The organism is Mariniflexile sp. TRM1-10 (assembly GCF_003425985.1).
GTDB lineage: Bacteria > Bacteroidota > Bacteroidia > Flavobacteriales > Flavobacteriaceae > Mariniflexile.
Map to the genome: position 1 here is coordinate 4,583,993 of NZ_CP022985.1, position 25,981 is coordinate 4,609,973.

At 34.4% G+C, this 25,981-nt stretch carries 21 protein-coding genes; 9 read left to right on the plus strand and 12 right to left on the minus strand.

From position 1 onward, the window contains the following. Window positions 1-82: 82 nt before the first annotated feature. From CJ739_RS18840 to CJ739_RS18855, 4 genes are all read left to right on the plus strand, one after another. Window positions 83-2,437 (plus strand): PAS domain-containing sensor histidine kinase, encoded by a 2,355-nt coding sequence (locus CJ739_RS18840; protein ID WP_117178149.1) that lies wholly within the window; start codon window positions 83-85, stop codon window positions 2,435-2,437. After that, window positions 2,434-2,862, plus strand: coding sequence for a response regulator (locus CJ739_RS18845; protein WP_117178151.1), 429 nt, complete (start codon window positions 2,434-2,436; stop codon window positions 2,860-2,862). Before CJ739_RS18840 ends, CJ739_RS18845 begins: the two co-directional genes overlap by 4 nt. A gap of 128 nt (window positions 2,863-2,990) precedes the next feature. Continuing rightward, window positions 2,991-4,106 (plus strand): sensor histidine kinase, encoded by a 1,116-nt coding sequence (locus tag CJ739_RS18850; RefSeq protein WP_117178153.1) that lies wholly within the window; start codon window positions 2,991-2,993, stop codon window positions 4,104-4,106. Between the two features lie 261 nt (window positions 4,107-4,367). Then, window positions 4,368-5,720 carry a DEAD/DEAH box helicase gene (locus CJ739_RS18855; RefSeq protein WP_117179139.1) on the plus strand — a complete coding sequence of 451 codons (1,353 nt, stop codon included), beginning with the start codon at window positions 4,368-4,370 and terminating at the stop codon, window positions 5,718-5,720. Between the two features lie 417 nt (window positions 5,721-6,137). Here the strand turns inward: CJ739_RS18855 and CJ739_RS18865 are convergent, their stop codons facing one another. From CJ739_RS18865 to CJ739_RS18900, 8 genes are all read right to left on the minus strand, one after another. Next, complete coding sequence (locus CJ739_RS18865) at window positions 6,138-6,680, minus strand: transposase (RefSeq protein ID WP_117178155.1); 543 nt, start codon at window positions 6,678-6,680, stop codon at window positions 6,138-6,140. 114 nt (window positions 6,681-6,794) lie between these two features. Beyond that, window positions 6,795-8,081 carry a serine hydrolase domain-containing protein gene (locus CJ739_RS18870; RefSeq protein WP_117178157.1) on the minus strand — a complete coding sequence of 429 codons (1,287 nt, stop codon included), beginning with the start codon at window positions 8,079-8,081 and terminating at the stop codon, window positions 6,795-6,797. A 1,151-nt stretch (window positions 8,082-9,232) separates the two neighbouring features. Next, the gene (locus CJ739_RS18875) at window positions 9,233-10,846 is read right to left on the minus strand and encodes a helix-turn-helix transcriptional regulator (protein WP_117178159.1); all 1,614 of its coding nucleotides are present in this window, start codon (window positions 10,844-10,846) and stop codon (window positions 9,233-9,235) included. 73 nt (window positions 10,847-10,919) lie between these two features. Then, on the minus strand, window positions 10,920-11,534 hold the full coding sequence (locus CJ739_RS18880; RefSeq protein WP_117178161.1) for a DEAD/DEAH box helicase: 615 nt from the start codon (window positions 11,532-11,534) through the stop codon (window positions 10,920-10,922). A gap of 118 nt (window positions 11,535-11,652) precedes the next feature. Then, window positions 11,653-12,231 carry a YceI family protein gene (locus CJ739_RS18885; protein WP_117179141.1) on the minus strand — a complete coding sequence of 193 codons (579 nt, stop codon included), beginning with the start codon at window positions 12,229-12,231 and terminating at the stop codon, window positions 11,653-11,655. A gap of 22 nt (window positions 12,232-12,253) precedes the next feature. Further along, a complete protein-coding gene (locus tag CJ739_RS18890; RefSeq protein ID WP_117178163.1) occupies window positions 12,254-12,607 on the minus strand; it encodes a SnoaL-like domain-containing protein in 354 nt (117 codons plus the stop codon). 85 nt (window positions 12,608-12,692) lie between these two features. Continuing rightward, window positions 12,693-13,277 carry a Crp/Fnr family transcriptional regulator gene (locus tag CJ739_RS18895; RefSeq protein ID WP_117178165.1) on the minus strand — a complete coding sequence of 195 codons (585 nt, stop codon included), beginning with the start codon at window positions 13,275-13,277 and terminating at the stop codon, window positions 12,693-12,695. Window positions 13,278-13,297: 20 nt separating this feature from the next. Further along, the gene (locus CJ739_RS18900) at window positions 13,298-13,759 is read right to left on the minus strand and encodes an FKBP-type peptidyl-prolyl cis-trans isomerase (protein WP_117178167.1); all 462 of its coding nucleotides are present in this window, start codon (window positions 13,757-13,759) and stop codon (window positions 13,298-13,300) included. Between the two features lie 270 nt (window positions 13,760-14,029). On the opposite strand from CJ739_RS18900, the gene CJ739_RS18905 reads away from it, so the two are divergent. Next, window positions 14,030-15,271: a multidrug effflux MFS transporter gene (locus tag CJ739_RS18905; protein WP_409446129.1), complete on the plus strand. Its 1,242-nt coding sequence runs from the start codon at window positions 14,030-14,032 to the stop codon at window positions 15,269-15,271. A 262-nt stretch (window positions 15,272-15,533) separates the two neighbouring features. On the opposite strand, the gene CJ739_RS18910 is transcribed toward CJ739_RS18905, so the two are convergent. The 3 genes from CJ739_RS18910 to ahr form a co-directional block, all read right to left on the minus strand. Further along, on the minus strand, window positions 15,534-16,052 hold the full coding sequence (locus CJ739_RS18910; RefSeq protein WP_117178172.1) for a DinB family protein: 519 nt from the start codon (window positions 16,050-16,052) through the stop codon (window positions 15,534-15,536). Between the two features lie 11 nt (window positions 16,053-16,063). Further along, entirely contained in the window at window positions 16,064-17,836 is a 1,773-nt protein-coding gene (locus CJ739_RS18915; RefSeq protein ID WP_117178174.1) for an ABC transporter ATP-binding protein, read from the minus strand. 236 nt (window positions 17,837-18,072) lie between these two features. Continuing rightward, the gene (ahr, locus tag CJ739_RS18920; RefSeq protein ID WP_117178176.1) at window positions 18,073-19,080 is read right to left on the minus strand and encodes an NADPH-dependent aldehyde reductase Ahr; all 1,008 of its coding nucleotides are present in this window, start codon (window positions 19,078-19,080) and stop codon (window positions 18,073-18,075) included. Between the two features lie 214 nt (window positions 19,081-19,294). Here ahr and CJ739_RS18925 point away from each other — a divergent pair, with 214 nt between their 5' ends. The 4 genes from CJ739_RS18925 (at window position 19,295) to CJ739_RS18940 (ending at window position 23,811) form a co-directional block, all read left to right on the plus strand. Then, window positions 19,295-19,909, plus strand: a complete 615-nt coding sequence (locus CJ739_RS18925) for a fumarylacetoacetate hydrolase family protein (RefSeq protein WP_117178178.1) — start codon at window positions 19,295-19,297, stop codon at window positions 19,907-19,909. Window positions 19,910-20,127: 218 nt separating this feature from the next. Beyond that, window positions 20,128-22,047 (plus strand): DUF294 nucleotidyltransferase-like domain-containing protein, encoded by a 1,920-nt coding sequence (locus tag CJ739_RS18930; RefSeq protein ID WP_117178180.1) that lies wholly within the window; start codon window positions 20,128-20,130, stop codon window positions 22,045-22,047. 11 nt (window positions 22,048-22,058) lie between these two features. Further along, entirely contained in the window at window positions 22,059-22,721 is a 663-nt protein-coding gene (locus CJ739_RS18935; RefSeq protein ID WP_117178182.1) for a 3'-5' exonuclease, read from the plus strand. Between the two features lie 73 nt (window positions 22,722-22,794). Further along, entirely contained in the window at window positions 22,795-23,811 is a 1,017-nt protein-coding gene (locus CJ739_RS18940; protein WP_205419379.1) for an alpha/beta fold hydrolase, read from the plus strand. 125 nt (window positions 23,812-23,936) lie between these two features. On the opposite strand, the gene acs is transcribed toward CJ739_RS18940, so the two are convergent. Further along, complete coding sequence (gene acs, locus CJ739_RS18945) at window positions 23,937-25,844, minus strand: acetate--CoA ligase (protein WP_117178184.1); 1,908 nt, start codon at window positions 25,842-25,844, stop codon at window positions 23,937-23,939. Window positions 25,845-25,981 lie beyond the last annotated feature (137 nt).

Sequence of the window (25,981 nt, forward strand, 5' to 3'; positions counted from 1 at the left end):
TATTAAAAATTTAAGAATAAAAAAAATTAGGTGATATAAATACCCTACCTTGCATTTCCTCAAATGTTTTAATACCTACAAAATGATGCGCTTCCTCCCCCAATTTGACCATATCTTTCAACTTTTGCCCCACCCTAATTTAATTCTCCTTCCTGACGCTCCAAAATTCACCATTGTAGCAGTTAATGATGCTTATCTGGAAGCAGTAAATTCAACTGAAAAAGATTTAATAGGGAAAGGTATTTTTGAAGCATTTCCTGAAAACCCGGAAGATAGGATTTCAAAAGGCGTTGAAAAATTAAAAAACTCCCTGCATTTTGTGATCTCCAAAAAGGAATCGGATAAAATGCCGCTTCAAAAATATGACATCCCTATTCGTGGGACTTCAAAATTTAAAATCAAATATACCAATGTTTGGAATATTCCATTAACTGATGATACTAACAATATTACCCACATTTTACATTCAATTGAAGATGTAACAGATAAAAAACAATTGGAATTATCGCTTGACATTGAAAGACAGCGTTTCAATGATCTATACTTTCAAGCGCCTTCTTGCATGGGTATATTAAAAGGTCCTGATCATGTGTATGAATTGGCAAATCCATTGTATTTAGAGTTAATAGGTGTCGAAGATGTTATTGGTAAGACCGTAAAGGACGTATTACCAGAACTTGAGGCACAGGGGATTTTAGAAATCTTAGACACGGTTTATGAAACCGGGGAAACATTTTCGGCTAATGAGATGCTTGTACAATTTGACCATCATAGAAACGGAGAACTTGTTGGCACCTATTTGAACTTTATTTATCAGGCGAATAGAAATGAGGAGGGTATTATAGATGGAATCCTTTTTTTTGCATCGGATGTGACTGAGCTGGTACTGGCACGCAAAAAAATTGAGGAAAGCAAAAAACGCTATAAGGAGCTCATTGAAAATTTACCGATTGCCACCTATTCCTGTGACCTTGAAGGACGCATCCTACTATATAATAAGGCAGCGGTAACCTTATGGGGTAGAGAACCAGAAATAGGCGTAGATATGTGGTGCGGATCTATGAAAATCTACAGTAAAAACGGCGAACCACTTCCTATCGACTTGTACCCAATGGTTAGAGCCCTAAAGGAAGGTCGCAAAATTACCAATCAGGAAATGACTATAGAGCGTCCCAATGGTGATAAGCTAAATGTATTGCCCTATCCAGTACCTTATACGGATTCAACTGGGCAGGTAATTGGTGCTGTTAATGTACTGATTGATATCACTGAAAGCAGAAAATCAGAAAAGATTCTCAAGGAAAACGAAAAAAAATTTCGTCAGATCGTGGAAACTGCACAAGAAGGTATTTGGGTGATAGATGAAGACAACAGGACCACATTTGTCAATAATAAACTTTGTGAAATTCTGGGATATACCCAAGATGAGATGACGGGAAAAGACATCTATTTTTTTATGGACGAAGATGCAAAGCAAATTGCTGGTCAATTAATGCAAAAGAAAAAAAAAGGATATACGGATCAATTACAGTTTAAATATATTTCAAAATCTGGTAAAGACGTTTGGACTCAAATTTCATCAAATCCACTTTTTGATGATGGAGGTATTTATAAAGGAGGTCTGGCCATGGTTACCGATATTACCGAACGAAAAAACACAAATGAAAAACTCGGAAAATTAATCAAAGAACTCGCTCATCAAAATGAGGAGAATGAAAAACGGGCGACAGAATTATGCCATTCTAATAAGGAACTGGTTAAAACAAATAAAGAACTGGACCGCTTTGTCTATAGTGTTTCTCATGATTTACGTTCCCCACTCACCTCTATTCTCGGTCTAATTTCTTTTATTGAAGAAGACAGCAAGGAACCTGACACCCTTGAACAGGTAAAAATGATACGGACTAGCATAAACCGCCTGGACGGATTCATTAAAAACATCCTCAATTACTCACAAAATAACCGCACCAAACTTGAAACTCAAAACATCCCCCTTAAGAAAACCATCCATGACATTGTAAACTCAGTACGCAACATAAAAGATGCCAGTGGCATTTCTTTTAAGATTGATATTGACGAGAAACACCCCTTTTATTCCGATTGGCATCGTTTTAATACAGTTCTTGAAAATCTTGTTTCCAATGCTATTAAATACCATACAAAAGAGGCTTCCGGAAGATATCTTAAACTTACCGGCACATCGAACAAGGATGAATTAAACCTCAGTATCTCCGATAATGGCATTGGTATAGACCCTGAATTTCACGATAAAATTTTTGAAATGTTTTATCGTTTGCCGGGCAATACCGACGGTTCCGGTGTTGGGCTCTATATAGTCAAGGAAACGCTGGATAAAATGCATGGAACTATTGATATTAAGTCTGAAAAAGGAGTAGGAACCACCTTTGTAATTACGTTAAAAAATTTAAAAGAATGAAAGAAGAACAATCATACCGGTTTGAAAATGTAATGATTATAGACGATAACCTCATAGACCTCTATATTGCTTCCCGTTTGATTACAAAGAACCATTTCGGAAAAAAAGTGTTGCAATATTCTTCTGCTCTTGAGGCATTAAAATATTTACAGGAAAATCAGGAACACATTTCCCAGTTGCCCGAAGTCATTTTTGTAGATATATACATGCCTGGGATGTCCGGATTTGAGTTTATTGTAGCATATGATAAATTGTCAACTGTACTGAAAAAATATTGTAGGGTATACATTATATCCTCATCAATTGACGAGCGGGATGTGGCTACAACAAAGAATGATAAAAACATAGTGGCCATGAAGGAAAAACCAATTACAAAAGAATTTCTAAACGAGTTTAAGATAAGACACAATAGTTCCCCATTGTAATTTTTTAATTGTCGAACATAGAAATCACCACAGCAGTAGCATAAAAATTAAAATACAGTCAGTAAGCTCATAATTCAACCCTCCCTCAGGTTAATTTTTTAAATAACTTTTAATACTCCTAAGGGTAAATGAAAAACGAATACCATAACATACCAATTTCTGAGAAAACGTCATTAGATATTGATAAACACTTTAACCTTGAACCTTTTTTTGAATCATCAACAGATTTTCTTTGCATTGCGGGCTATGACGGGTTTTTTAGAAGAGTTAATCCTGCATTTATTAAGTTAATGGGATATACCCGGGAAGAATTATTTGCCAGTCCCATAAGCCATTTTGTACATCCCGAGCATAAGCGCAATACAGCTGAAACGCGGGCCCTGATTTTGGAAGGAGTTCCATTGTTACACTTTCAAAACCGTTATATCACGAAAAATGGTGAAATTGTATGGCTTACCTGGACATCTATTCCCGAACCATCGCAAAATTTAATTTATGCCATTGCAAAAAATATCACCCATATTAAAAAATTGGAGGAAGAGCGAAATACGCTCCTTGCAAATCTTACAAAAGTCAATGCCGAATTCAAACAATTAACCTATACAACTTCCCACGACCTAAGGACTCCCGTAAATAATTTAATTTCGCTAGTAAGTTTAATAGATACCTCGACAATCCAAAATGAAGAGACCCTGGTTTATTTAGAGATGCTGGAAACGTCGGCTTTTCAGTTGAAAAACACTTTAAATGAGCATATTGATCTTTTAAATAAAGAAGATAAACTGAACGTAAAAGTTGAAAATATCACTCTAAAAAATATCCTTGACACTACCATTGAACCTTTGAGGGCTTTGATCAAAGATTCAAAAACTATTTTTAATATAGATTTTTCGGAAGTGCCAAATATAAATTCCAATGCTTTCTATCTGCAAAGTATATTTCTCAATTTAATTTCCAATTCCATAAAATATTCTAGGCCCGGGATTACTCCAATAATTACTATTACCTCTAAAAAAGTGGATCATTTTGTTCGTATTATTTTTTCGGATAACGGACTTGGTTTTGATATGGAAAAGGTTGGCGGAAAAATTTTTGGGTTAAACCAAAGTTTTCATGACCACCCGGACAGTAAAGGTATAGGCTTATACTTGGTGAATAGTTATATGAATAGTTTAGGAGGCAATATAAGTTTAGAAAGTGAAGTGAATGTTGGAACAACCTTTATTTTAAATTTCAGATCTTAGAAACTGTTTAAGTTTTGTTTATTGATGCTTTTTTGAATTATTTTTGGATCAAATGAGGCGGATTTTTTTAATAGCTGAGCTATTAGAAAAAAATTCAACGAAATATGGGGCAAAAAGAAACAAAAAATAACTTTTAGATAAAATTTAAACAGTTTCTTAAACTTTAATTGAAAAGAATCTAATTCCCATAAGCAAACTATTTAAACGAGCTTTATCAACTAAAAAATAATAAACGTAACTTTGCCAGTTAAACAGCGCACCGTGACTTTTGAAGATTTAAATTTAAACACCCCTTTATATAAGGCCTTAACCGATTTAGGCTTTACAACCCCAACACCCATACAAGCCGAGGCTTTTAACGTGGTTTGTTCCGGAACCGACATTGTTGGTATTGCACAAACAGGCACTGGTAAAACCTTTGCTTACATGTTGCCTATTTTAAAACATTTAAAATTTTCAACACAAGAAAGTCCGCGTATTTTGGTTTTAGTACCCACCCGCGAATTGGTGGTGCAAGTAGTTAACGATATTGAAAATCTTGCAAAATACATGAATACCCGTGTGTTAGGTGTTTATGGTGGCACCAACATTAACACCCAAAAACAAGCCATCGCTCAAGGTGTAGATATTTTGGTAGCAACCCCAGGTAGGTTGTATGATTTGGCTTTAAGCCGTGTGTTACAATTAAAATCGATACAAAAATTGGTGATTGATGAAGTAGATGTGATGCTCGATTTAGGATTTAGACACCAATTGATTAATATTTTCGATCTATTGCCTGAGAAACGTCAAAACATCATGTTTTCGGCAACCATGACAGAAGATGTCGATGTCATAATTAACGATTTCTTTAAAAGTCCGGAGCGTGTTTCTATAGCCGTTTCAGGTACGCCCCTTGATAATATCATCCAATCGCGCTACAATGTGCCTAATTTTTATACGAAAGTCAATTTACTTAAACACTTATTAATAGATACTGAAATTTTCACTAAGGTTTTAATATTTGTGTCTAATAAAAAAATGGCTGACCGCTTATTTGAAAAATTAGACGAGCTATTCCATGAAGAATTGTGTGTGATACACTCCAACAAAACCCAAAATTACCGTTTGCGTAGTATTGAGCAATTTAGAAATGGTGATAACCGCATATTGGTAGCTACCGATGTGATGGCACGTGGTTTGGATATTGATAACGTATCCCATGTCATCAATTTTGACACTCCTGATTACCCCGAAAACTATATGCATCGTATAGGTAGAACGGGTAGAGCCGAACGTGAAGGCACGGCTATTTTACTTTCTACGGAAAGCGAACAAGAGTCGGTTACAAAGATTGAAGACTTAATGAACATGAGTATTTCGTTAGTGGATTTCCCTGAAAATATTGAAGTGTCTACCGAACTCATTGAAGAAGAACGCCCACAAATAAAGGAACATTACAACCCCATAAAACGAAGTGATGCAGATGCTCCTGGCCCTGCGTTTCATGAGAAATCTGAAAAAAACTCAAAAGAAAATTTAGGAGGTTCGTACAAATTCAAAATTGCTGCTAAATACAAAAAGCCCAAAACCAGAGGGGATAAGAATTATAATAAGCGGCATAAGAAGAAGTAAACAGCTTAAGCTTGTCCTATATATCCAAATATCCAGGGTACAACAAACCATTATATGTATTTGTAACGGCGTCATATGCTGACTTCAAAACCCATTAATTACGCTTGTAAAAAGTTTCTTTATCGCTTGTAGACGAAGCTGTTTATAACATTATGATGACCAATAACTTAATACCGAAACAAAGTCTGCTTTATTGGGAACACTTACCAAAAGACCGCAAAAATACAGCGGGCTTTAGAAAAAACATCATCAAAAATGGGTTTAGTATGATGCAATATTCTCGCATAAAAAACTATTATCCCCTTTAGGTAAAGTAAGTGCCTTAAGAATAACCGATAAACAATTTGGCAATATTATGAACTTTTGGGGACGAGCAGAAGTTCCCAAAGAGCCACAACCTACACAATTGGAATTGTTCTAATCTCTTTTATGAAACTTATCTTTATGCCAATTATTAGGATTATTCGAAATATAATTAAAAATATTGGCATATGATTTTTCGTCTCTAATTATATGGTCATGAAATGAACGATGCCATGCAAAATCTACAAAGCCAGCTTCATGGATTTTATTAGATGACGTTGTTTTCATGGCACCCATTAGACTGGAAAGGGATTTTATTTTCACATCTTGCTCTTTCACTTTTTGACTATCAATTTCTAAAATTAAATGCAAATGATTGGGCATTACGACATAATTATGAATATTAACATATTGATATTGGCTAATTAACCATTGGATTCTTTCATCAACAATTTTTCCATATTGATTTAATTCAACCTCATATTGGATTTCGGGATGATGATTTTCGGGATGATGTACGGGCAGGTCGCGACCTGCCCCTACGGGAATCACACACCCCAAACAACACAAATTATTTTTCACACAATTTGTGACGAAATATAAATTATCCTTGGAATAATCATATCCTTTCAACCGATTCCTTTTTCTATTTTTCATAATAAATTTTACGGGCAGGTCACGACCTGCCCCTATGGGACTTTTTTATTTGGAAAATTCATATTCGTATTCTACAACGCTTTTAAAAAGATTCCTGCCTTCGCAGGAATATATTTAATCCGCAATAGCAGCATTTACCAATAGCCTAAACTTTCCACCAGTATCATCATTTACTTTTTGTGTTTGCTTTAAAAGGATGCCAATAAGGTCTTCTTTAGGGTCAGCAAAATATTGGGTGTTAAAATAACCGCCCCATTCAAATGTACCTTCACTACTGTTACCTCCTAAATCGTGTTTTTTGGCATCTACAAGTCCAAATGCCAATCCATGAACCGCAGATATCTCTTCAGAAATGTATGGTATTTGGTTGGTTAAAATGGTTTCTACGGTGGTTCTGCTTAAAAGCCTAACACCATTAAGTTCGCCTTGATTTAAATACATTTCCAAAAAAGTAGCATAGTCTTTTGCGGTACTGGTAAGTCCCGCACCACCTGAGAAAAATTGTTTGGCACCTGTTTTTGGGTAATCGGTATCGTAAAACGTCACCGGATATTTTACCCATTTATCTTGTTCCTTGGTTTGAACGGTTACCAAGCGGTTGTATTTAGACTCTGGAAGATAAAATTGGGTATCGTTCATTCCCAAAGGGTCGAAAATGCGGGTTTTTAAAAATACGTCAAAAGGCATTCCTGAAACCACTTCAACAAAATACCCCAACACATCCAATCCTTCGCTATACGTAAATTTTTCACCAGGATTGTGGTGCAATGGTAGACTTGCTAACTTTTTAATATTATCGGCAATTTTTACATCTTCGGTAGTAAATAAATCTACAATGCCTGCTTTGGCATATATTTTTTTGAAAGTAGGGTCACCATCGATTTGCCCATAACCAATACCCGAGGTGTGTGTAAGCAGGTTTCTAATAGTAATTTGTTTATCGGCTGGTTTGGTGGTGTACGACGAATCTGTTTCATTAAAAGATTCCAACAACTGTGGGTTGGCAAATTCTGGAATGTATTTAGAAATAGGGTCGTCTAGACCAAACTTCCCTTCTTCCCAAAGCATCATAACCGCTGTAGACGTAATGGCTTTAGATTGCGATGCGATTCTAAAAATATGATCTAATTGCAAGGCTTCTTGCGAGGCATTATTTGCCATCCCAAAGGCTTTATGGTAAACAATTTTTCCGTGTCTTGCGATTAACGCTACGGCACCGGGTATTTTATGATCTTTAATAGCGTTTGTTAGTAACGTATCGATACGGTTAAGGCGCTCTTGGGAGATTCCAACGGTGCCGGCAGAAACTTCTGGAAGTATTTCTTCTTTAGTTTCAGAATTCTGTTTAAAACAAGCAGTAAACAAAAACGTAGAAAGAAGAATAACAAATAATTTTTTCATGGGTTTAGTTGATTTTTGAATAATTGAATAGCTAATTTACTTTTTTAATGATAATTTAAATCAATAAAACAAAAAAAAAAGCCCAACACCCAGCACCCAGCACCCAACCCCGTAGATACTCCGTACATAAAGTAGCCTACTGTTAAAAATGTAGAAACTACAGATTATAGAAAAACCTCCAGAATCTCCAAATACTACAAATTCTACAAAACATCCAAAAAGTTGCAAAAACTCCAAAAAATGCAAAAAAATAATACCGTCCTAAAACAATCGTACATACGTTTGAAACGTCATGCAGCATGAACAGTTAGATGGTTAGATGGTTAGATGGTTAGATGGTTAGATGGTTAGATGGTTAGATGGTTAGAAAGATAGTTTTTTTTAAACGACGAAAAGATACTTATCACGATTTGCCTTTCCCTTTTTCGACCAACCCAGAACCTTGAACCCGAAACCTTGAACCGAGAACCCACCAAAAACCAACAAAAAAATCCCTTTCCAAATGAATGAAAAGGGATTGTAACATGTAGAGAGCTTTTTCGGATTACAAGAAATTAACCAACCAAATTTAACCCAAACTTAAAGTCTATCCTGCATTCGTACTTGACTCTCTACATTATCTTTAATTGGTATTATAAGCTCTCCTTGGGCGGTTATTAATTTTATCGAATGCCATCGATATATAGCTTACTGTTAATTTAATTATTATTCTATTGAATACACATAAGCTATATGTGTGTTATATATTTTAAAAAGTTTACAATGGAAAAGGAGCCTAATCAGGCCCCTTTTTTAATCCCAAAAAACAACTTTTTTGTCAATAACTACTTTTGTTTCAGATTAAAATTCCAACATGATAACGTTTAAAATTTAATCAAATTCCAACCACTAGAAAACAAAAGCATATAAGTCACTGAAAAAATCAGTTATTGATTAATAGCAGTGCAAATATTAACATTTGTTATTAATGATGTTAAATATTTACTACGCATTTACTACGCACTGTAGTAAAATAAAGGTTTTGCATGATGAATTCGTTTAAATTAAAAATAAACAATAATTGGAATGGCATCTTTATATAATGCCTACGGTTGCACTTTATTTTGAAGTAGAAAGGAAAAAAGGGTGTTTTATTGCGGTCATTTCAAAGATTAAATGGTCGAACCTATTTTAGTATCCTTAAACGTTTCTTTAAGATGCTCTAGCAATGAGTTTTTTTTTGTGTTAAGATCGATTTTTTTAGAAATTCTATACCGCTTACTCTCTAAGGCTCTTACCGATATATTCAAAAACAAGGCAATTTCTTTATTTTTAAAGTCCATAAACAAATAATAACAGGTAATTACTTCCGAATCGTTTAATTGAGGATACTTAGATTGTATCCTGTTAAAAAATTCAACATTAAGTTCGTTAACCAATTCTAAATGGTTTTCACTTTTATCTAAAAGCGTTGAGGAATTATGTAGCAGGTTTTTATAGAGGTCTTTTATTTTTTCACGCTGAACCGGTACATCATGTACCATAGACACCTCTTTAACTTCCTTTTTTAAATTAAGGATATATTCTTCCAAACCAAGCACTTTTCCTGTTAGCTTTTCGTTATTCGATTTTAAATAGGATAAATTATTCATCTTATTAATAGAATCCTTCAATTTCCATTTATGCTTTCTATAATAAATTAAATAGAAAATACTTAAAAAAGACAACAGGCAAAATAAAAATACCGCCAAAAAACCATTCCAAAATTTTTTAACACTTTCACTTTCCAGTTCCGATTCGGTTTTTATTAATGTATTGTTTAATTGAAAACTAGCTTCTAAATTGTTATCAAACATTTTCCTTTCAAAAACAGCTATAGAATCAAGATATGTTTTGGCTTCTTCAATTTTACCATAAGATTTATAAACGTCTGCCTTAAGGTTAAAATATTTCCTTACCAAATCATTACCCATATAACTTCGAAGTTCTGAAGCCTTCGATAAATAATGTGAAACTGAGTCTAGCTTTTTATTCTTTAGATAATGTTCTGCAAAGTTTATGTCCATACTTACCTTAAAAGAGGCATAGTTATATTTTACGATGGTTGAATTATCTTTTAAACTCTCAAATTCTTTTATATACGTATAAGCCTTGTTTAAATTCCCTAACTCTATATAATTTGAAGTTAGCATGTAGGTTGCAAACATATAGAAATAAGCATCATCCTTAACGGCTTTATATGTCTCTAAATTATTTAATATTAACTCATTACACTTCTTATAGTTTTTGTTTGAAAACTCAGCATAGGCATACATTTGTTTAACTTCAAGAAGCCCATTAGTATTATTATCTAACTCGTAATAAGCTTTTGCTTTATTTAAATACTTATATGCTACTGCGTTTTTTTTTGCAAAATATAAGTTCGCGAACAGCTCTAAACTGGCACAGCCTGCTACTTCATAATTCTTTTCTTTATCAGCATACTTTATCGCCAAAATATAACTTTGATACAATTGTGCATATTCACCTCTTTCATCATGTATTAAAGCTTTTATGTCATAGTAGTCGGCAACTCGACCAGTAATCTTGTCTTCGATGGGTTGGGGAATGGAATCTAAAAAAGCTTGGGCCTTTTTAGGATAGTCATCTATATAATAATCGGCAGAATCAACAAAGCGAATGTAATAATCGTCTTCATTACTTTGGGAATGGCTTGAAATATGACATACTATAATGCATATAAAAAGAACTCCTTGTATGTTAACCTTGTTGAGATACTTAAACAAAATTTTACTTTTTGAAAGTTTAGCGTAATTTAATAAAATTTTAAATCGAACTCGTTTAAATAAAAGGCTTTAGCTATTTGCCCATTTTTATGGTTTCGGAAAGATGCATAAAACTATCTTGCCAACGCTCAAAACGATCATCAAACTTATCGGAAAACACTAGGTATTGACACCTGCCTATACTTTCGGGCGTTCTGGTTACCTCAGCAAAATTATTATTTCTAAATAAAAATTCGGCGTCTTCGACAATACACATTTGCAGCTTGTTCAAATTAATGCCATTCAGATAAAATATTCTATTTAGGCGCTTTGGGGTTGCAATAACAATATCGGTTCCTAAATAAAGTTCTTCGCGTTGCAGCTCAAGATTATGTTCTTCATAAGCACAGTACACACGCAAGTCGGTGCCTCTTTTATAAGTATTGAATATTTCGGCAAGGTTTAAAGCTTCTTCTTTGTCTTTTACAAATATTAAAGCACGTGGTGCATCTTCAAATGCTTCCTTTAATTTATTAATAACACTTATTACAATACTTGTGGTTTTTCCTGAGTTTTTTGGTGCAATTACAAACAAGTTTTTGCCTCCTTTTATTTTTGAAAGAATTTTTGTTTGAAGTGGATTAGGTTCTGTAATTCCGTTTTGTTGTAAGTTATCTTTAAGTGGTTCTATTATTTTTTTAAAAGACATAGTGGTATTTTATAAGTAAACAAAGATAAGCTTTTTAAAACCCTATTAAAACCAAAAAGAACGTTCATTTCTAAACGTTCTTTTTACTTACTGTATATAATTATTAGTCACCTTTTAATTAAAACTCTAAATCTGCTACTAAATCAAATTCATCATAAATAGCTTTATCTTTCAACCCATCAAAAAAGTTTGCAGAACCATATTTTATATCGTATTTTGTTCTATCTATTTTTAAAGATGTCGTTGCTTTACTTCCGTAAATTGAAATGGTAAAAGTTATTGGGTTTGTTTTTCCTTTAATGGTTAAATCGCCAGTAACATTATACGCATTCTTTCCTGAAGCGGTTACTTTGGTAAATACCAAGGTTGATGTTGGGTGATTTTCAACACCAAAGAAATCGTCAGCTTTTAAATGTCCGTCCAATTTCCCTTTATATTCTCCTTCTAAATCTGTTGAGCTAATCGTTGTCATATCAATTACAAACTCGCCACCAATTAATTTATTACCATCAAACGTTAAAGAACCCGATTTGATAGCAATCGTACCTTCATGGGAACCTGTTACTTTATAACCTTTCCAAACGACTTTGCTTTTGTCGGTTTTAATTTCTTTTTTCTCAACTGCTTTATTTGTGAAAGCGAATGCTGTAAATGCTACAAAAGCTACGATTACTAAGTTTTTAATTGTTTTTTTCATTTTTGTCATTGTTTGTTTTTGTTTATAATCCGTAATAAAATTTTTCTTTAATAATTTTTCCGTCTTGCCATTCTTGAACAGCCACTTGTGTGAATTTTTTACAACCTAAGTCTTGATGTGTAAAGTCAAATTGCCATTCTACCATCGTTGTTTTTTCGCCTACAGCTACTTTTAATGGTTTTGCACATCTAAATTCGGTTATGGCATCAAAAAATGCTTCTTTGCGCTTTCTGTTTATCTCTTTACCTGCAAACACTTCATCATCATTGTCTTGCGTAACCACATTATCATGATAATAATTTTCAAAAGCTTCCAATCCTTTACCTTGAAGGATTAAATCATTTACTGCGCTTATTTTTTCGATTAAAAAATCCATACTAATTTACTGATACAAATATCTAAAATAGATACGGTGCAAAAAATGACATAGATTATTAAATGATGTTAAACTAGTTTAATATTCATTGCTCCAAAATAAGCTGACTTTTAATTTTACTCAGGAATTCTTTAGTAATGCCAAGGTAGGATGCTATCATATACTGAGGGATGCGTTGTTCGATTAGAGGATATTGGTCTCTAAAATAAAGGTATTGTTCTTTTGCCGAAAGACTAAAATTTCTAACAATTCTTTTTTGTGAAGCTACAAAGGCTCTTTCTATAATCTGTCTAAAAAAACGTTCTAGTTTTGGTATGTCCCTATATAAATCTTCAATAACATCATAAGAAAACATAACCAACTCTGAATTTTCCAAACACTGAACATTAAAATCGGCTGGTGTTTGGGTTATAAAACTGCCCATATCCGAGGTCCACCAATCTTCAATAGAAAACATAAGGATATGCTCCTGCCCTTCTTTATCAACATAAAATGTTTTGGTACATCCCGATAACACAAAGCATTCATATTTGCAGATATCGCCTTGTTGCACAATATATTGCCCTTTTAAATACTTTCTAACGGTGATTTTAGATTCTAAAATCGCTATCTCATTTGGGGTTAAATCTATATAATTACTTATGTATTTTAATAAGGGTTGTATAGTCATACTACTAAAATAATTTCTATTTAATTGACAGCGATAAGTTCAATATCAAAAATAAGCACAAATCCTGCTGGTATGCCTTTTCTACTAACATTACCATAACCTAAGTGTGCAGGTATTAACAACTTACCACGTCCTCCTTCTTTAAAATAGGTAATCCCTTCTGTCCAACCTCTAATAACTTCTTGCAGATTAAATGAAATTCCTTGGGCATTACTTTGATTAAATACTGAACCATTTAAAAAATAACCTTTATAAGCAACTGTTACATCAGAAGTTGAAGTAGGTTGATCCCCTGTTCCTGGTTCTTCAATGATATAATAAAGCCCACTATCGCTTCTTTGGGCATCTAAATTATTTTCTGCAATATAATCGCTAATTTGTTGTTCATTCAATGCAACATAATCTATTTCTTTGTCTTCTTTATCATTACTACTACAGGAAAAAAATAAAAATAAGGCAAAAGAAAAAATGATGTGCTTCATCGTGAGATTTTATTTTGAATTTAACATGAAGCAACAAATATATTTTATTTAGCATAAGAAAGCTTCATTTTAATAATATCTTAACTCAAATATTAAATGGTATTACTTTCTTATCTGTGAACTCATCTTGACTTTTTCTATTTCCTAAAAAATGGCTAAAATTTATCCATATTTCGTTACTTTTTTTGTGCGTAGCGATGCTATGCCTAGCAAAAAGCGTCTCATCTGTACAAATTTTATCTCATTTTCGGTTAAAAACAAAAAGTTAAGATGAGTTCAGTTATAATAAAGTATTTTTGCCCCATGCAAAAATCACAGACCTTCAAATTCGAATTTGTTACTTTAATGGCCTCTTTAATGTCTATTGTAGCACTGTCTATTGATGCGCTGTTGCCTGCTTTGCCAGATATTGGCACAACACTGCATATAACCAACCCAAACGATAACCAATTGCTTATTACCATGATTTTTTTAGGTTTGGGGTTCGGACAACTCATTTTTGGTCCCTTATCAGATAGCTTTGGTAGAAAACCTATTGTCTTTATTGGCTTCATCGTTTTTATAATTGCTAGCATTATTTGTGTTACTACCAAAAGTTTTGAGGTGATGATTATTGGTAGAATATTGCAGGGCATCGGATTATCATCTCCCAGAAGTTTAAGCATTTCTATGGTAAGAGATTCTTATAGTGGCGATTATATGGCTAAAATAGTATCTATCGTGGTGATGTTTTTTATATTAGTTCCTGTAATTGCACCGACTTTAGGCACTTTTTTCCTTTACTTTTTTAATTGGGAAGCCATTTTTTATTTTAATCTGGTCATCGGAATATTAATTATGTTTTGGTTTTGGAAACGCCAACCTGAAACGCTTCCTAAGGAAAAACGCATCAAATTTACTTCCCATTTATTTACAAATGGTATCAAAGAGTTTTTTAAATACCCTGAAGCCATTGCTTATACCTTAGTTTCAGGCTTTATAACCGGGTCTTTTATGGTGTATTTAAGTACCTCTCAACAAATTTTTGAAAGTCAGTACCATTTAGCAGACATGTTTCCGTATATCTTCGCAAGTTTAGCAATCTCTATTGGGCTGGCTACTTATTTAAACAGCACCTTGGTTGTTAAATTCGGCATGAGGCGTATTGGCTTCATGGCAACTATTGCCTACTGTATTGTTTCAATTTTATATGTTATGTTATTCTGGTCTGGAAACAACCCAAGCATCTATGTTTTAGTGGGATTTTTTGCATTGCAATTTTTTGCAGTGGGATTTCTATTTGGAAATTTAAGAGCTTTAGCTATGCAACCTTTAGGACATATAGCCGGTATTGGAGCTGCTTTAAACGGATTTATTTCTACAGTTATGGCGGTTCCCATAGCCAATTACATAGGTAGTTTTGTTAAAATATCGGTTCTACCTCTGTTTATGGGGTTTTCTGTTTTTGGAATCCTGTCACTGCTTGTGTTTCTATTTCTAAAAAACCAAAAACGTGCCGTGAGTTTAGCTTAGTCTAGTTATATATTAACCTTCAAAATGTTTTACCCTTCCGTCTTTAAATCTTATCTGATTTAAATCCACCTTCCCTTAAAAAAGGGAAGGAGCCATTTGTAACTTCAATTTATAGGCAGATATGATTATAATATTTACTGCCTTTTAAATTCTCCTCCTTTAAAAGGAGGAGTGGATTCGGTTTCAGCGAAAGAAACCGAAGACGAGGTGGTTTTTGCCTGAATTCGATTGTTATTTAGTTTTAGAGGACATACTGCAAGGTTTACAAATACCGCTCTTTTATAATATTAATATGCCATTGATTGTGCCCTAAAACAATAAACGCAGCAGCTCTTGCAGACATAGTATTGCCATTCGCATTGCCTAAAAATTGTAAATCTTCATTACTTAAGGAATTTAGCAAGGCTATAAAACTTAGTCGCACGGACTTAAACTCTTCTACCAACGATTCTATACTTTTATTTTTTGCTTGGGAAGGCGCTATATAATCATCTTGCTCAAAACCCGGCAATGGTGTTTTATCACGTCTTGCTATACAAAAACAACGGTACTGAAAAACACGTTCGGTATCTATTAAATGCTGAAAAACTTCTTTAACACGCCATTTTTCTTTCGCATAGGCATAATTTAATTTAATAGCAGGAATATGTTGAAAGAAATCAACAACCTCTTTTAAATCTTTATTAAAACCATCAATCAATGTTGTTTCTTTAGGTACCAATGCCAAATAATTAGCATAGAACTCACTAAATTCGTTTGGTTTTACTTCTGAAATTTTCATAATAAACTATTTTAAATTTTCGCTTGATACGTATATAAGTCATAATATCTGCCTTCTAGAGCAATCAATTCCTGGTGTGTACCACGTTCTACTATATGACCCGCTTCTATAACCAGTATTTGGTCAGCTTTTTTAATGGTACTCAAACGATGTGCAATGACTATCGTCGTTCGGTCTTTTACTAATTCTGATAAACTTTTTTGAATTAGCGCTTCACTTTCTGTATCCAAACTTGAAGTTGCTTCATCTAAGATAATGATTTTTGGATTAGCAAGAATAGCACGCGCAATAGCCAAACGTTGACGTTGTCCGCCCGATAATTTAACACCGCGTTCGCCAATCAAAGTATCCAATCCATCATCAAACCTGTCGGTAAACTCATTTACATAAGCTGCTTTAACGGCACTTTGCAATTCGCTTTCCGTGGCGTTGGGTCTAGGGAACATGATGTTTTCCCTAATGGTTCCTTCAAACAAAAATTCATCTTGTAAAACCACGCCTAAATATTGGCGATAGGTACTTAATTTTACTTTAGATAAGTCTTGGTTATCAATAGTAACTATTCCCGATTTGGGTGTTAAAAAGGTAGCCGACAAGCCAGCAATAGTCGATTTTCCAGATCCCGAACTTCCCACCAATGCTGTTACCGAACCTGCAGGAGCAGTAAAGTTGATATGATGCAGTACCTCTTTGCCTGCTTCATAAGAAAATGACACATCATTAAATGCAATGTCTCCTTTTATCTCTTTTAGGTGAATATGGCGCTGTTTGTTATCTTCTTCCGCAGTCATATTCATAAGCTCTTCGGTTCTGTCCAATCCTGCCAATGCTTCGGTAAGTTGACTACCAATATTGCTCATTTGTACAATGGGCGCAATCATAAAACCAAGAATTAATGTGAAGAACAGAAAATCACCCGTCGTCATTTCGCCTTGAATCATATAATGACCACCAATGCCCATAATCCCTGTGGTGGCAACTCCTATTAGAAATGTTGAAGAACTCGTCATAAAAGCCGTTGCCGTTAAACTCTTTTTTACATTTTGATAGAGTTTATCAACCCCTTTTTCGAACACCATTTGTTCTTGCACTTCGGCATTAAATGCTTTTATAACCCGCACACCTGCTAAGGTTTCTGTTAAACGACCTGTTACTTCGGCATTTATTTTCCCTCGTGTTCTAAAAATAGGACGAATGTATTTAAAGGCTTTAAGGGCAATGTATCCAAAAACCGAAAGTGGTACAAACACAAAAAGTGTCATCCACGGGTTTATCTTTATTAAAATAATTAGCGAAATTATGGCCGTAAAACTACCACCAACCAATTGCACCAAGCCCGTACCAATTAGGTTTCTAACCCCTTCAACATCGCTCATAATGCGCGATACCAATGCCCCTGATTTTGCGTTATCGAAAAAACTAATGGGCAGCGATAAGACCTTTTTTTGAACCTGTGCTCGTAATTCGCTTATTAAATACTGCGCTTGTACACTTAAAATACGTGTTAATAAAAACGAGGTGACTGCTTGTACCAAAATAGCCGTTAACACAATAGCAATTAAGATATAAAGTTGGGAGTAATCTTTATTTGGTATCACTTCATCCAACAATACTTTACTTTGCCATGGTAAAATTAACCCGGATATACTTTTAATCACTATTAAAAACAACCCGATAAAAACCAGATTGCGCCGAGGCCAAATAATGGTTTTAAAGGCTTGCGCCATAGTTACTTTGGGTTTTGTTTTATCTGGATTCTTTGGGTACGCTTTTAGGTGTTGCATTATAGATAGCTTGTAATAAAATGAGTGGTAAAAATAACTATTCTAAATAAAAAACCACTTAAATAAAGTGGTCTTGATGTTAAATTATTAAAGTGATTTAAACTTTAAGTGCGTTTTGCTTTTTTTGAAAGTTTCGCTGCTTTCTTTTCTTTTGGTGTTAAAAGGGGTTCCTTTTTAACCGTTTTCTTAGCGTCATGTGATTTTGCCATAGTGAGTCATTTTTAATTAATCAATTTTTATGCTTTTAGTACAATTCTAAATCGAGCTTTGCCATCTTCCAAATGTTTTATGGCTTTGTTAACGTCTTCCATTTTAAATTCTTCCACCGTAGGATATATATTGTGTCTAACACAAAACTCTAACATTTTTTTGGTTAAAGCAATACTTCCTATGGGACTTCCTCCTACCGATTTTTCACCCATAATTAAGCTAAACGCTGGAATAGCCATAGGTTCTAAAACGGCACCCACAGTATGCAATTTACCTTGGGGTGCTAAAGTAGTTAAAAAAGAATTCCAATCAAGTGATACATTGGTCGTGTTTAAAATAAAATTTAATGTGCCCGCAATACCTTCCAAAGCTTCTGGTTTTGTTGAATCGACCACATGGTGCGCACCCATTTTTAAAATCACTTCTTTTTTATTTGGGTTGGAACTAAAAGCTGTGACCTCGCAACCCCAAGCTTTTAAAAACTTAATAGCCATATGCCCCAGTCCGCCAACACCTATCACACCTACTTTATCGGTTGGTTTTACACCAGACAACACGATGGGGTTAAAAACAGTAATACCACCGCAAAATAAAGGGCCTGCTTTTGCCATATCCAACCCTTTAGGTAATGGAATAACCCACGACCAATGCCCTCGCACCACATCGGAAAATCCACCATGGCGTCCTACAATAGTGGCTTGTGAACTCCCACACAAATGCTGGTTGCCTTCTAAACATTGGTTACAATGCATACAAGCACTGGAACTCCATCCCATGCCAACTTTGTCACCGATTTTTAAACCTTTAACATCACTACCTAACACTATAACCTCACCAACAATTTCATGACCGGGAACCAACGGAAATTGGCTCATGCCCCAATCGTTTTTAATCATACTTAAATCAGAATGACAAATACCACAGTAATGCACTTTAATATCGACTTCTTCCTTGCCTATTTTGGGCAATTCATATTGAAATTTTTCTAGTATTGCACCTGCTTCTTTCGCAGCATACGCATTAATTTTTTTCATATGTTGATAATTATTTGTTTTTTAATGGTCATATGGTATCGCTTTATTTTCATTGGTGTTTGGGTTTCCAAATCATGGCGATTTCATAATTTCTATATTAAATTATTGCTTATGAAGATACGAAAACCTACATTAATAAATATAACTAAAGAAGCGAAATTAAACTTCATATTTTATTAAATTTACAATCTAAATTTTAATTAAATTAAACATTATGAAAATTCTGGCTATCGGAAAAAACTACGTAAGTAACAAAGAAGAAATTAGTGGCAATAAAACAGGCAATCAAATTATATTTTCCAAGCCGGAATCGAGTCTTGTAAGAGATAATAAAGATGTGGTTTATCCTAGCTTTACCAATCAATTGAATTATGAAATTGAATTGGTTATCAAAATTGGTAAAAAAGGAAAAGACATCAGTTTAGAAGATGCCGCTTCATATATATCAGAAATTGGTGTTGGTATCGATTATACCGCTAAAGATGTTTTTAATGCTTGCAGGGAAACTAAAGGCCCTTGGGATTTAGGTAAAGGTTTTGATGGTGCTGCACCTATTTCTAATTTTAAACCGGTTTCTAACTTTCCTAAATTGGATGACATTAATTTTAATTTAGTTATTAATGGTGAAGAAAAACAAGTTGGAAACACGTCGTTAATGATTTATACCTTTAGTGATATCATTGCGTTTACTTCAAAATACATGACTTTAGAACCTGGTGATTTAATATTTACAGGAACACCTGCCGTGGGCGCTGGTGAAATTTTTAAAGGCGACCACCTCCAGTGTTTTGTTGAAGGTGAATTGCTTTTGGATTTTAAAATGATTTAATGTTTTTTTTGTAGAAGACAGAAGACGGAGGACGGAAGGCAGGAAGCAGGAGATAGAAAAGAAGCTATGAGTCTTTTAAAACTTTTCAACTTTCTAATTATCTAAAAAATCTAACCATCTAACTTTCTAACTTACTCAACCTTACAACTTTATAACCTTATAACTTTATAACTTTATAACTCTATAACTCTATAACTTTATAACTTTAAAAAAGACGCATGAAGAACTCTATTGCAGAACGTGTTTATGATTTTTTAAAAAACTATCCACCCTTTAATATTTTAAAAGAGGATGATTTGTTGGAAATCTCGAAACAAGTCTCCATTGTTTACTTAGAAAAAGGTGACACGCTCTTTAAAAAAGGTGATGCGTTTAATGAACACTTCTATATGGTACGGAATGGTGCCATTACCTCGTTTCACACCAACACTAACAACGTACAGGAAATAGTTAACATAAGTGATGCCGGCGATATTTTTGGTGTACGTCCACTCATTGCAAAAGAAGATTACAAACTTACTGCAACGGCCAACGAGGAATCCATTGTATATGCCATTCCTATAGACACCTTTCAATCTGTTACAAGCAATAATGCCAGTGTTTATAAATTTTTAATTACGGCATTTGCAACCAATGCATACGACCCCTATACGGCCGAAGAAACCGGTAAAATTTTTGCCGATTACATACCCAGCACGTCACAGGATGTTGTTAGTTTTCAAACGGCTAATTATACTAAAAACCCCATTACATGCGATTTTAAATCGTCGTTAAAAGATGCTGCCATAAAAATGAGTACCTATAAAATTGGCTGTATTATCGTTGTAGACGAAGACATAAAACCTGTAGGCATCATTACAAATAGCGATATTAAAAACAAAATTGCAACGGGTTTATTCTCTATAGAGACACCCGTTTCCAATATTATGAGTTCGCCAGTTATCACCAATAAAAAAGATTTAACGGTAGCCGATGGCCAGTTACAAATGATTAAACATAATATAGGGCATTTGTGCATAACCAAAGACGGTACGGTAAACTCTAAGCTCATTGGCGTATTAACACATCATGATGTTTTGGTGACTTTAGGTAACAATCCTTCGGTTATTCTAAAAGAAATAAAACGTGCCAAACGCAGCAAAAAATTAAGAACTGCCAGACTTAAAGCCAATACGCTTTTAAAAAACTATTTAGAACAAAATATTCCTATTTCGCACATTATCAAAATCATTTCCCAAATTAATGATGCCGTTACCATTCGTGCGATCGAACTGGCTATAAAAAAAATGCCCACACCGCCACCAGTAGCTTTTTCTTGGATGTCTATAGGTAGCCAAGGCAGGAAAGAGCAATTGCTTTTTACAGATCAAGATAATGCCATTGTTTTTCAGGATGTTCAAAAAGAAAACTACCAAGGAACCCAAGCTTATTTTTTAGAATTAGCCAAATTAGTTACCAAATCGTTAAACAAAATCGGATTTGAATACTGCGAAGCCGATATGATGGCGAGTAATATAGAATGGTGCAAATCCATAACAGAATGGAAATTACAATTTGAAAACTGGATTTTAAATCCCGATGAAAAAGCCATTTTATTAGCCTCCATCTTTTTTGATTACAACTGTGTTTATGGCGATGAAACGCTGGTTGACGAGCTTTCAAACTCTATTTACAAAACATTAAGTAAAACCTCACTCTTCTTCAAGTTTTTAGGTAGAGATGCCCTTAAAAACCCACCACCACTTGGCTTTTTTAAACAGTTTTTAGTTGAAGAAAGCGGTGAGCAAAAAGACCTTTTTAATATAAAAAGCAGAGCCTTAATGCCTTTAATAGATGCTGCTAGGTTACTTATTTTAAGCAATAATATAAAAGGCATTAATAATACATCTGAACGTTTTCAAAAGCTCGCTGAAATAGAACCCAACAATAAAGAACTTTACGAATCGTGTGCGTATGCCTTTAAGGCCTTATTGAAATTTAAAACAAAACAAGGTTTATTACATAATAACTCCGGAAAATTTATTGAATTGGAAACGCTTACAAAAGAAGAAAAACTAAAGTTAAGACGTTGTTTTAAACCCATTCAGGAAATTCAGGAGACCTTAAAAATGAGATTCGATTTAAAAAACTTTATGTAATATAACAACAAATGAATTTTGATTGGTTATTTAAGAAGAGACAAGATTTTCCTGATTTTTGGAACGATTACATCAACTCTTTTAAAAAAAACAAAAATGTGCCTATTACAAACACACGTTTTGTAGCTTTTGATACCGAAACCACTGGATTCGATAAAAAAGAAGACCGCATATTATCTATTGGTGCCGTGTCTTTTGTTGGGAAAACCATTCAGGTAAACAACAGTTTGGAACTCTATTTAGACCAAGATGTTTTTAAGCCCGAAACCGTAAAAATCCATGGGTTAATGAAAACAGGTTCTCAAGAAAAAATATCGGAATTGGAAGCCATAAAAGCCTTTTTATTATATATTAAAAGTGATATTTTAGTAGCACATCATGCTAATTTTGATAGAAACATGGTTAATGAAATGCTTTTAAGACACGGCTTGGGCAAGCTAAAAAATAAGTTTATAGACACTGGTGTTTTGTACAAAAAGTCCATTCATATTATTTATAGGCAAAAAGACAAATCGTATTCGTTAGACGATTTGGCAAAAGAACTAAATGTCCCTACTGTGGATCGCCATACCGCTACCGGTGACGCCCTAATAACTGCCTTGGTCTTCTTAAAGACTATCGCCCGATTAAATAAGCACAGGCATTTAAATTGGAGTAATTTATTGGACAGGTAATCAGTTTATTGATTATTGTTATTTGATAATTGCCAATTGTTAATTGTTAATTGCCAGGCATGATTACCAAAGTATGAATTATGTAATTCTTGCTACTAATTATGTAAAATCTCTAGATAGTTCCATAAGTAAATTTGTAAGTGTTATAAAGTTAACACATGAAACACCCTATGAATCATTAATCAATTTAGGTGTTTATAAACTCAAATTTAAAAAACATAATACTATGGAAACGGAAACTAAAGGTTACGATTTAACCATACCTGTAAATAATTTTAATTTATCTTATGATGATGTTGGTGAAGGAACCATTCCTATTATCTTCTTACATGGTTTTCCCTTCGACAAAACGATGTGGCAGCTTCAGCTTCGCTTTTTTAAAGACTCATATCGTTTAATTGCTTGTGACATCAGAGGATTTGGAAAATCAACGGACGAAAAAACATCCTTAAGCATTGATTTGTTTGCTGATGATTTGATACAATTTATGGATAAATTAAGCATTGATAAAGCCATTATTTGTGGATTGTCTATGGGAGGATTTATAGCGCTGAATGCCATAAAAAGATTTCCCCAACGCTTTGAGGCGTTGATTTTATGTGATACACAATGTATTGCCGATACTGCTGAAACAAAAGAAAAACGCTATAAGACTATTGATGAAATAGAAGCTGAGGGAACAGCTAATTTCAACGATGGATTTATTAAAAGTGTTTTCCACAAATATTCAATAACAAACAAAAAGGAATTGGTAGAGCAAGTGAGAAACGTTGTATTTGCTAACTCTGAACATATTATCAAAAAGGGATTGGTAGCACTTGCCGAACGTTCGGAAACCTGCTCCTTTTTGGATAAGATAACCGTTCCAACATTGATTCTCTGCGGTAGAGAAGATGAAGTAACACCGCTAGCCCAATCGGAATTGATGAAAGCAGCTATTGAAGAATCTGTACTTTGTGTTATTGATAATGCAGGCCATCTATCGAATCTTGAACAACCTGAAGAATTCAACATACACCTTCACGATTTCTTAACGACCTTAGACGGCATCAATTATGAGAAAACTAATGGTGAACAAAGGATGGTTTAATGAGTATCAGCCTAAAAACTGGTATTATAGAATTTGAAGATTATTAATTATTCATCATCAAACATATAGAAATAATTAGGGCCTGACTTTATCAGCAGGCCCTAAATTATTAAATTGATAACACACTACAGCGCATTATCCATAATATCCTGCACCACTTCTGGGTTTAACAACGTACTGGTGTCACCTAAATTATTGGTGTCTTTACAAGCTATTTTGCGTAAAATACGCCGCATGATTTTACCTGAGCGTGTTTTTGGCAAGCCTTGTGTAAACTGTATTTTATCAAGTTTTGCAATGGGTCCGATTTTATCGGAAATAAGCTGGTTTATTTCTTTGCGTAAATTATCATGAACCCTACTCTCGCCTGTATCTTTTAATGTGACATAGCCATATAAAGCACTTCCTTTAATATCGTGCGGAAAGCCTACAATGGCAGATTCGGCAACTGCTGGATGTTCATTTATAGCATCTTCAATAGGTGCTGTTCCTAAATTATGCCCCGAAACGATAATGACATCATCTACGCGACCTGTAATACGGTAATAGCCTACTTCATCACGCAAAGCGCCATCACCAGTAAAATACATGCCCTCAAAAGCAGAAAAATAGGTTTCTCTATAACGCTCATGGTTTCCCCAAATGGTACGTGCTATCGATGGCCATGGGAATTTAATACACAAACGCCCTTCTACTTGATTGCCTTTAAGTTCGTTACCATGTTCGTCCATTAACGCTGGCTGTACCCCTATAAATGGTAACGTCGCATAGGTTGGTTTCGTTGGGGTTACATACGGTATAGGCGTTATCATGATCCCTCCTGTTTCGGTTTGCCACCAAGAATCTATAATAGGGCTTTTATTTTTTCCGATAACATCATTGTACCAATGCCATGCTTCTTCATTGATGGGTTCACCAACACTTCCCAATACTTTTAAAGATGATAAATCGTATTGTTCCACCAGCTCAACCCCTTGTTTTGCCAAAGCACGAATAGCGGTTGGCGCGGTATAAAACTGGGTTACTTTATGTTTTTGTACAATTTGCCAAAAGCGTCCGAAATCCGGATAACTAGGCACCCCTTCAAACAAAACGGTAGTCGCACCATTTGCTAAGGGACCATATACTATATAACTATGTCCTGTAATCCAACCAATATCGGCAGTACACCAGTACACGTCGTTTTCTCGGTATTGAAATGCATTTTTAAACGTATAAGCAGTGTAAACCATATAGCCTGCCGTGGTATGTACCATACCTTTTGGCTGCCCTGTTGAACCCGATGTATATAAAATAAACAGCGGATCTTCGGCATCCATTATTTCGGCTTTACAGTCTGTTGAAGCAGCGTCTAAAAGAGGTTGCAGCCATAAATCGCGTCCTTCTTTCATGGTAACTTCGGAGTTTGTACGTTTTGCTACTAAAACTGTTTTTACGCCAGGGCATTTTTCTAAAGCTTCATCTACAATGCCTTTTAAGTCAATGGATTTTGCACCACGGTACGACCCATCGGAAGTAATAACCATTTTACAGTCACTATCGTTGATTCTTGTCGCTAATGCAGTTGCTGAAAACCCAGCAAACACCACCGAATGAATAGCACCAATACGTGCACAAGCCAAAACTGAAATAGCAAGTTCGGGTATCATAGGCACATAAATACACACACGGTCGCCTTTTTGAACACCTTGTGCTTTAAGTACATTGGCAAACTGATTGACGCGTTTGTGCAACTGACTGTATGTAATATGCTCTGAAGGTTCATCAGGATTGTTTGGTTCGAACAATATAGCGGTTTTATCGGCACGTGTTGCTAAATGTCTATCAATACAGTTTTCGGTGATATTAAGTTTCGCACCCTCAAACCATTTGACTTCAGGTTTGGTAAAATCCCAACTTAGTACATTGTCCCATTTTTTTCGCCAAACAAAATGTTCTTCGGCTACTTCTTCCCAAAAACTTTCGGGTTCCCTTATCGATTTCCTATAAACTTGATAGTATTCTTCTAAATGTTTTATATGATAATTACTCATCTTTTTTTCTGTTGATTTGTTTATGAGTTGATTTAATTGTTTAGTTGCTAACTATTAATGCGAATCAAGGGTTGAAAATGAACCTTACGAATCAGAGAGATAGCTTTTCCTAAGTTTTGAACTTTGGAAAAGCTTAG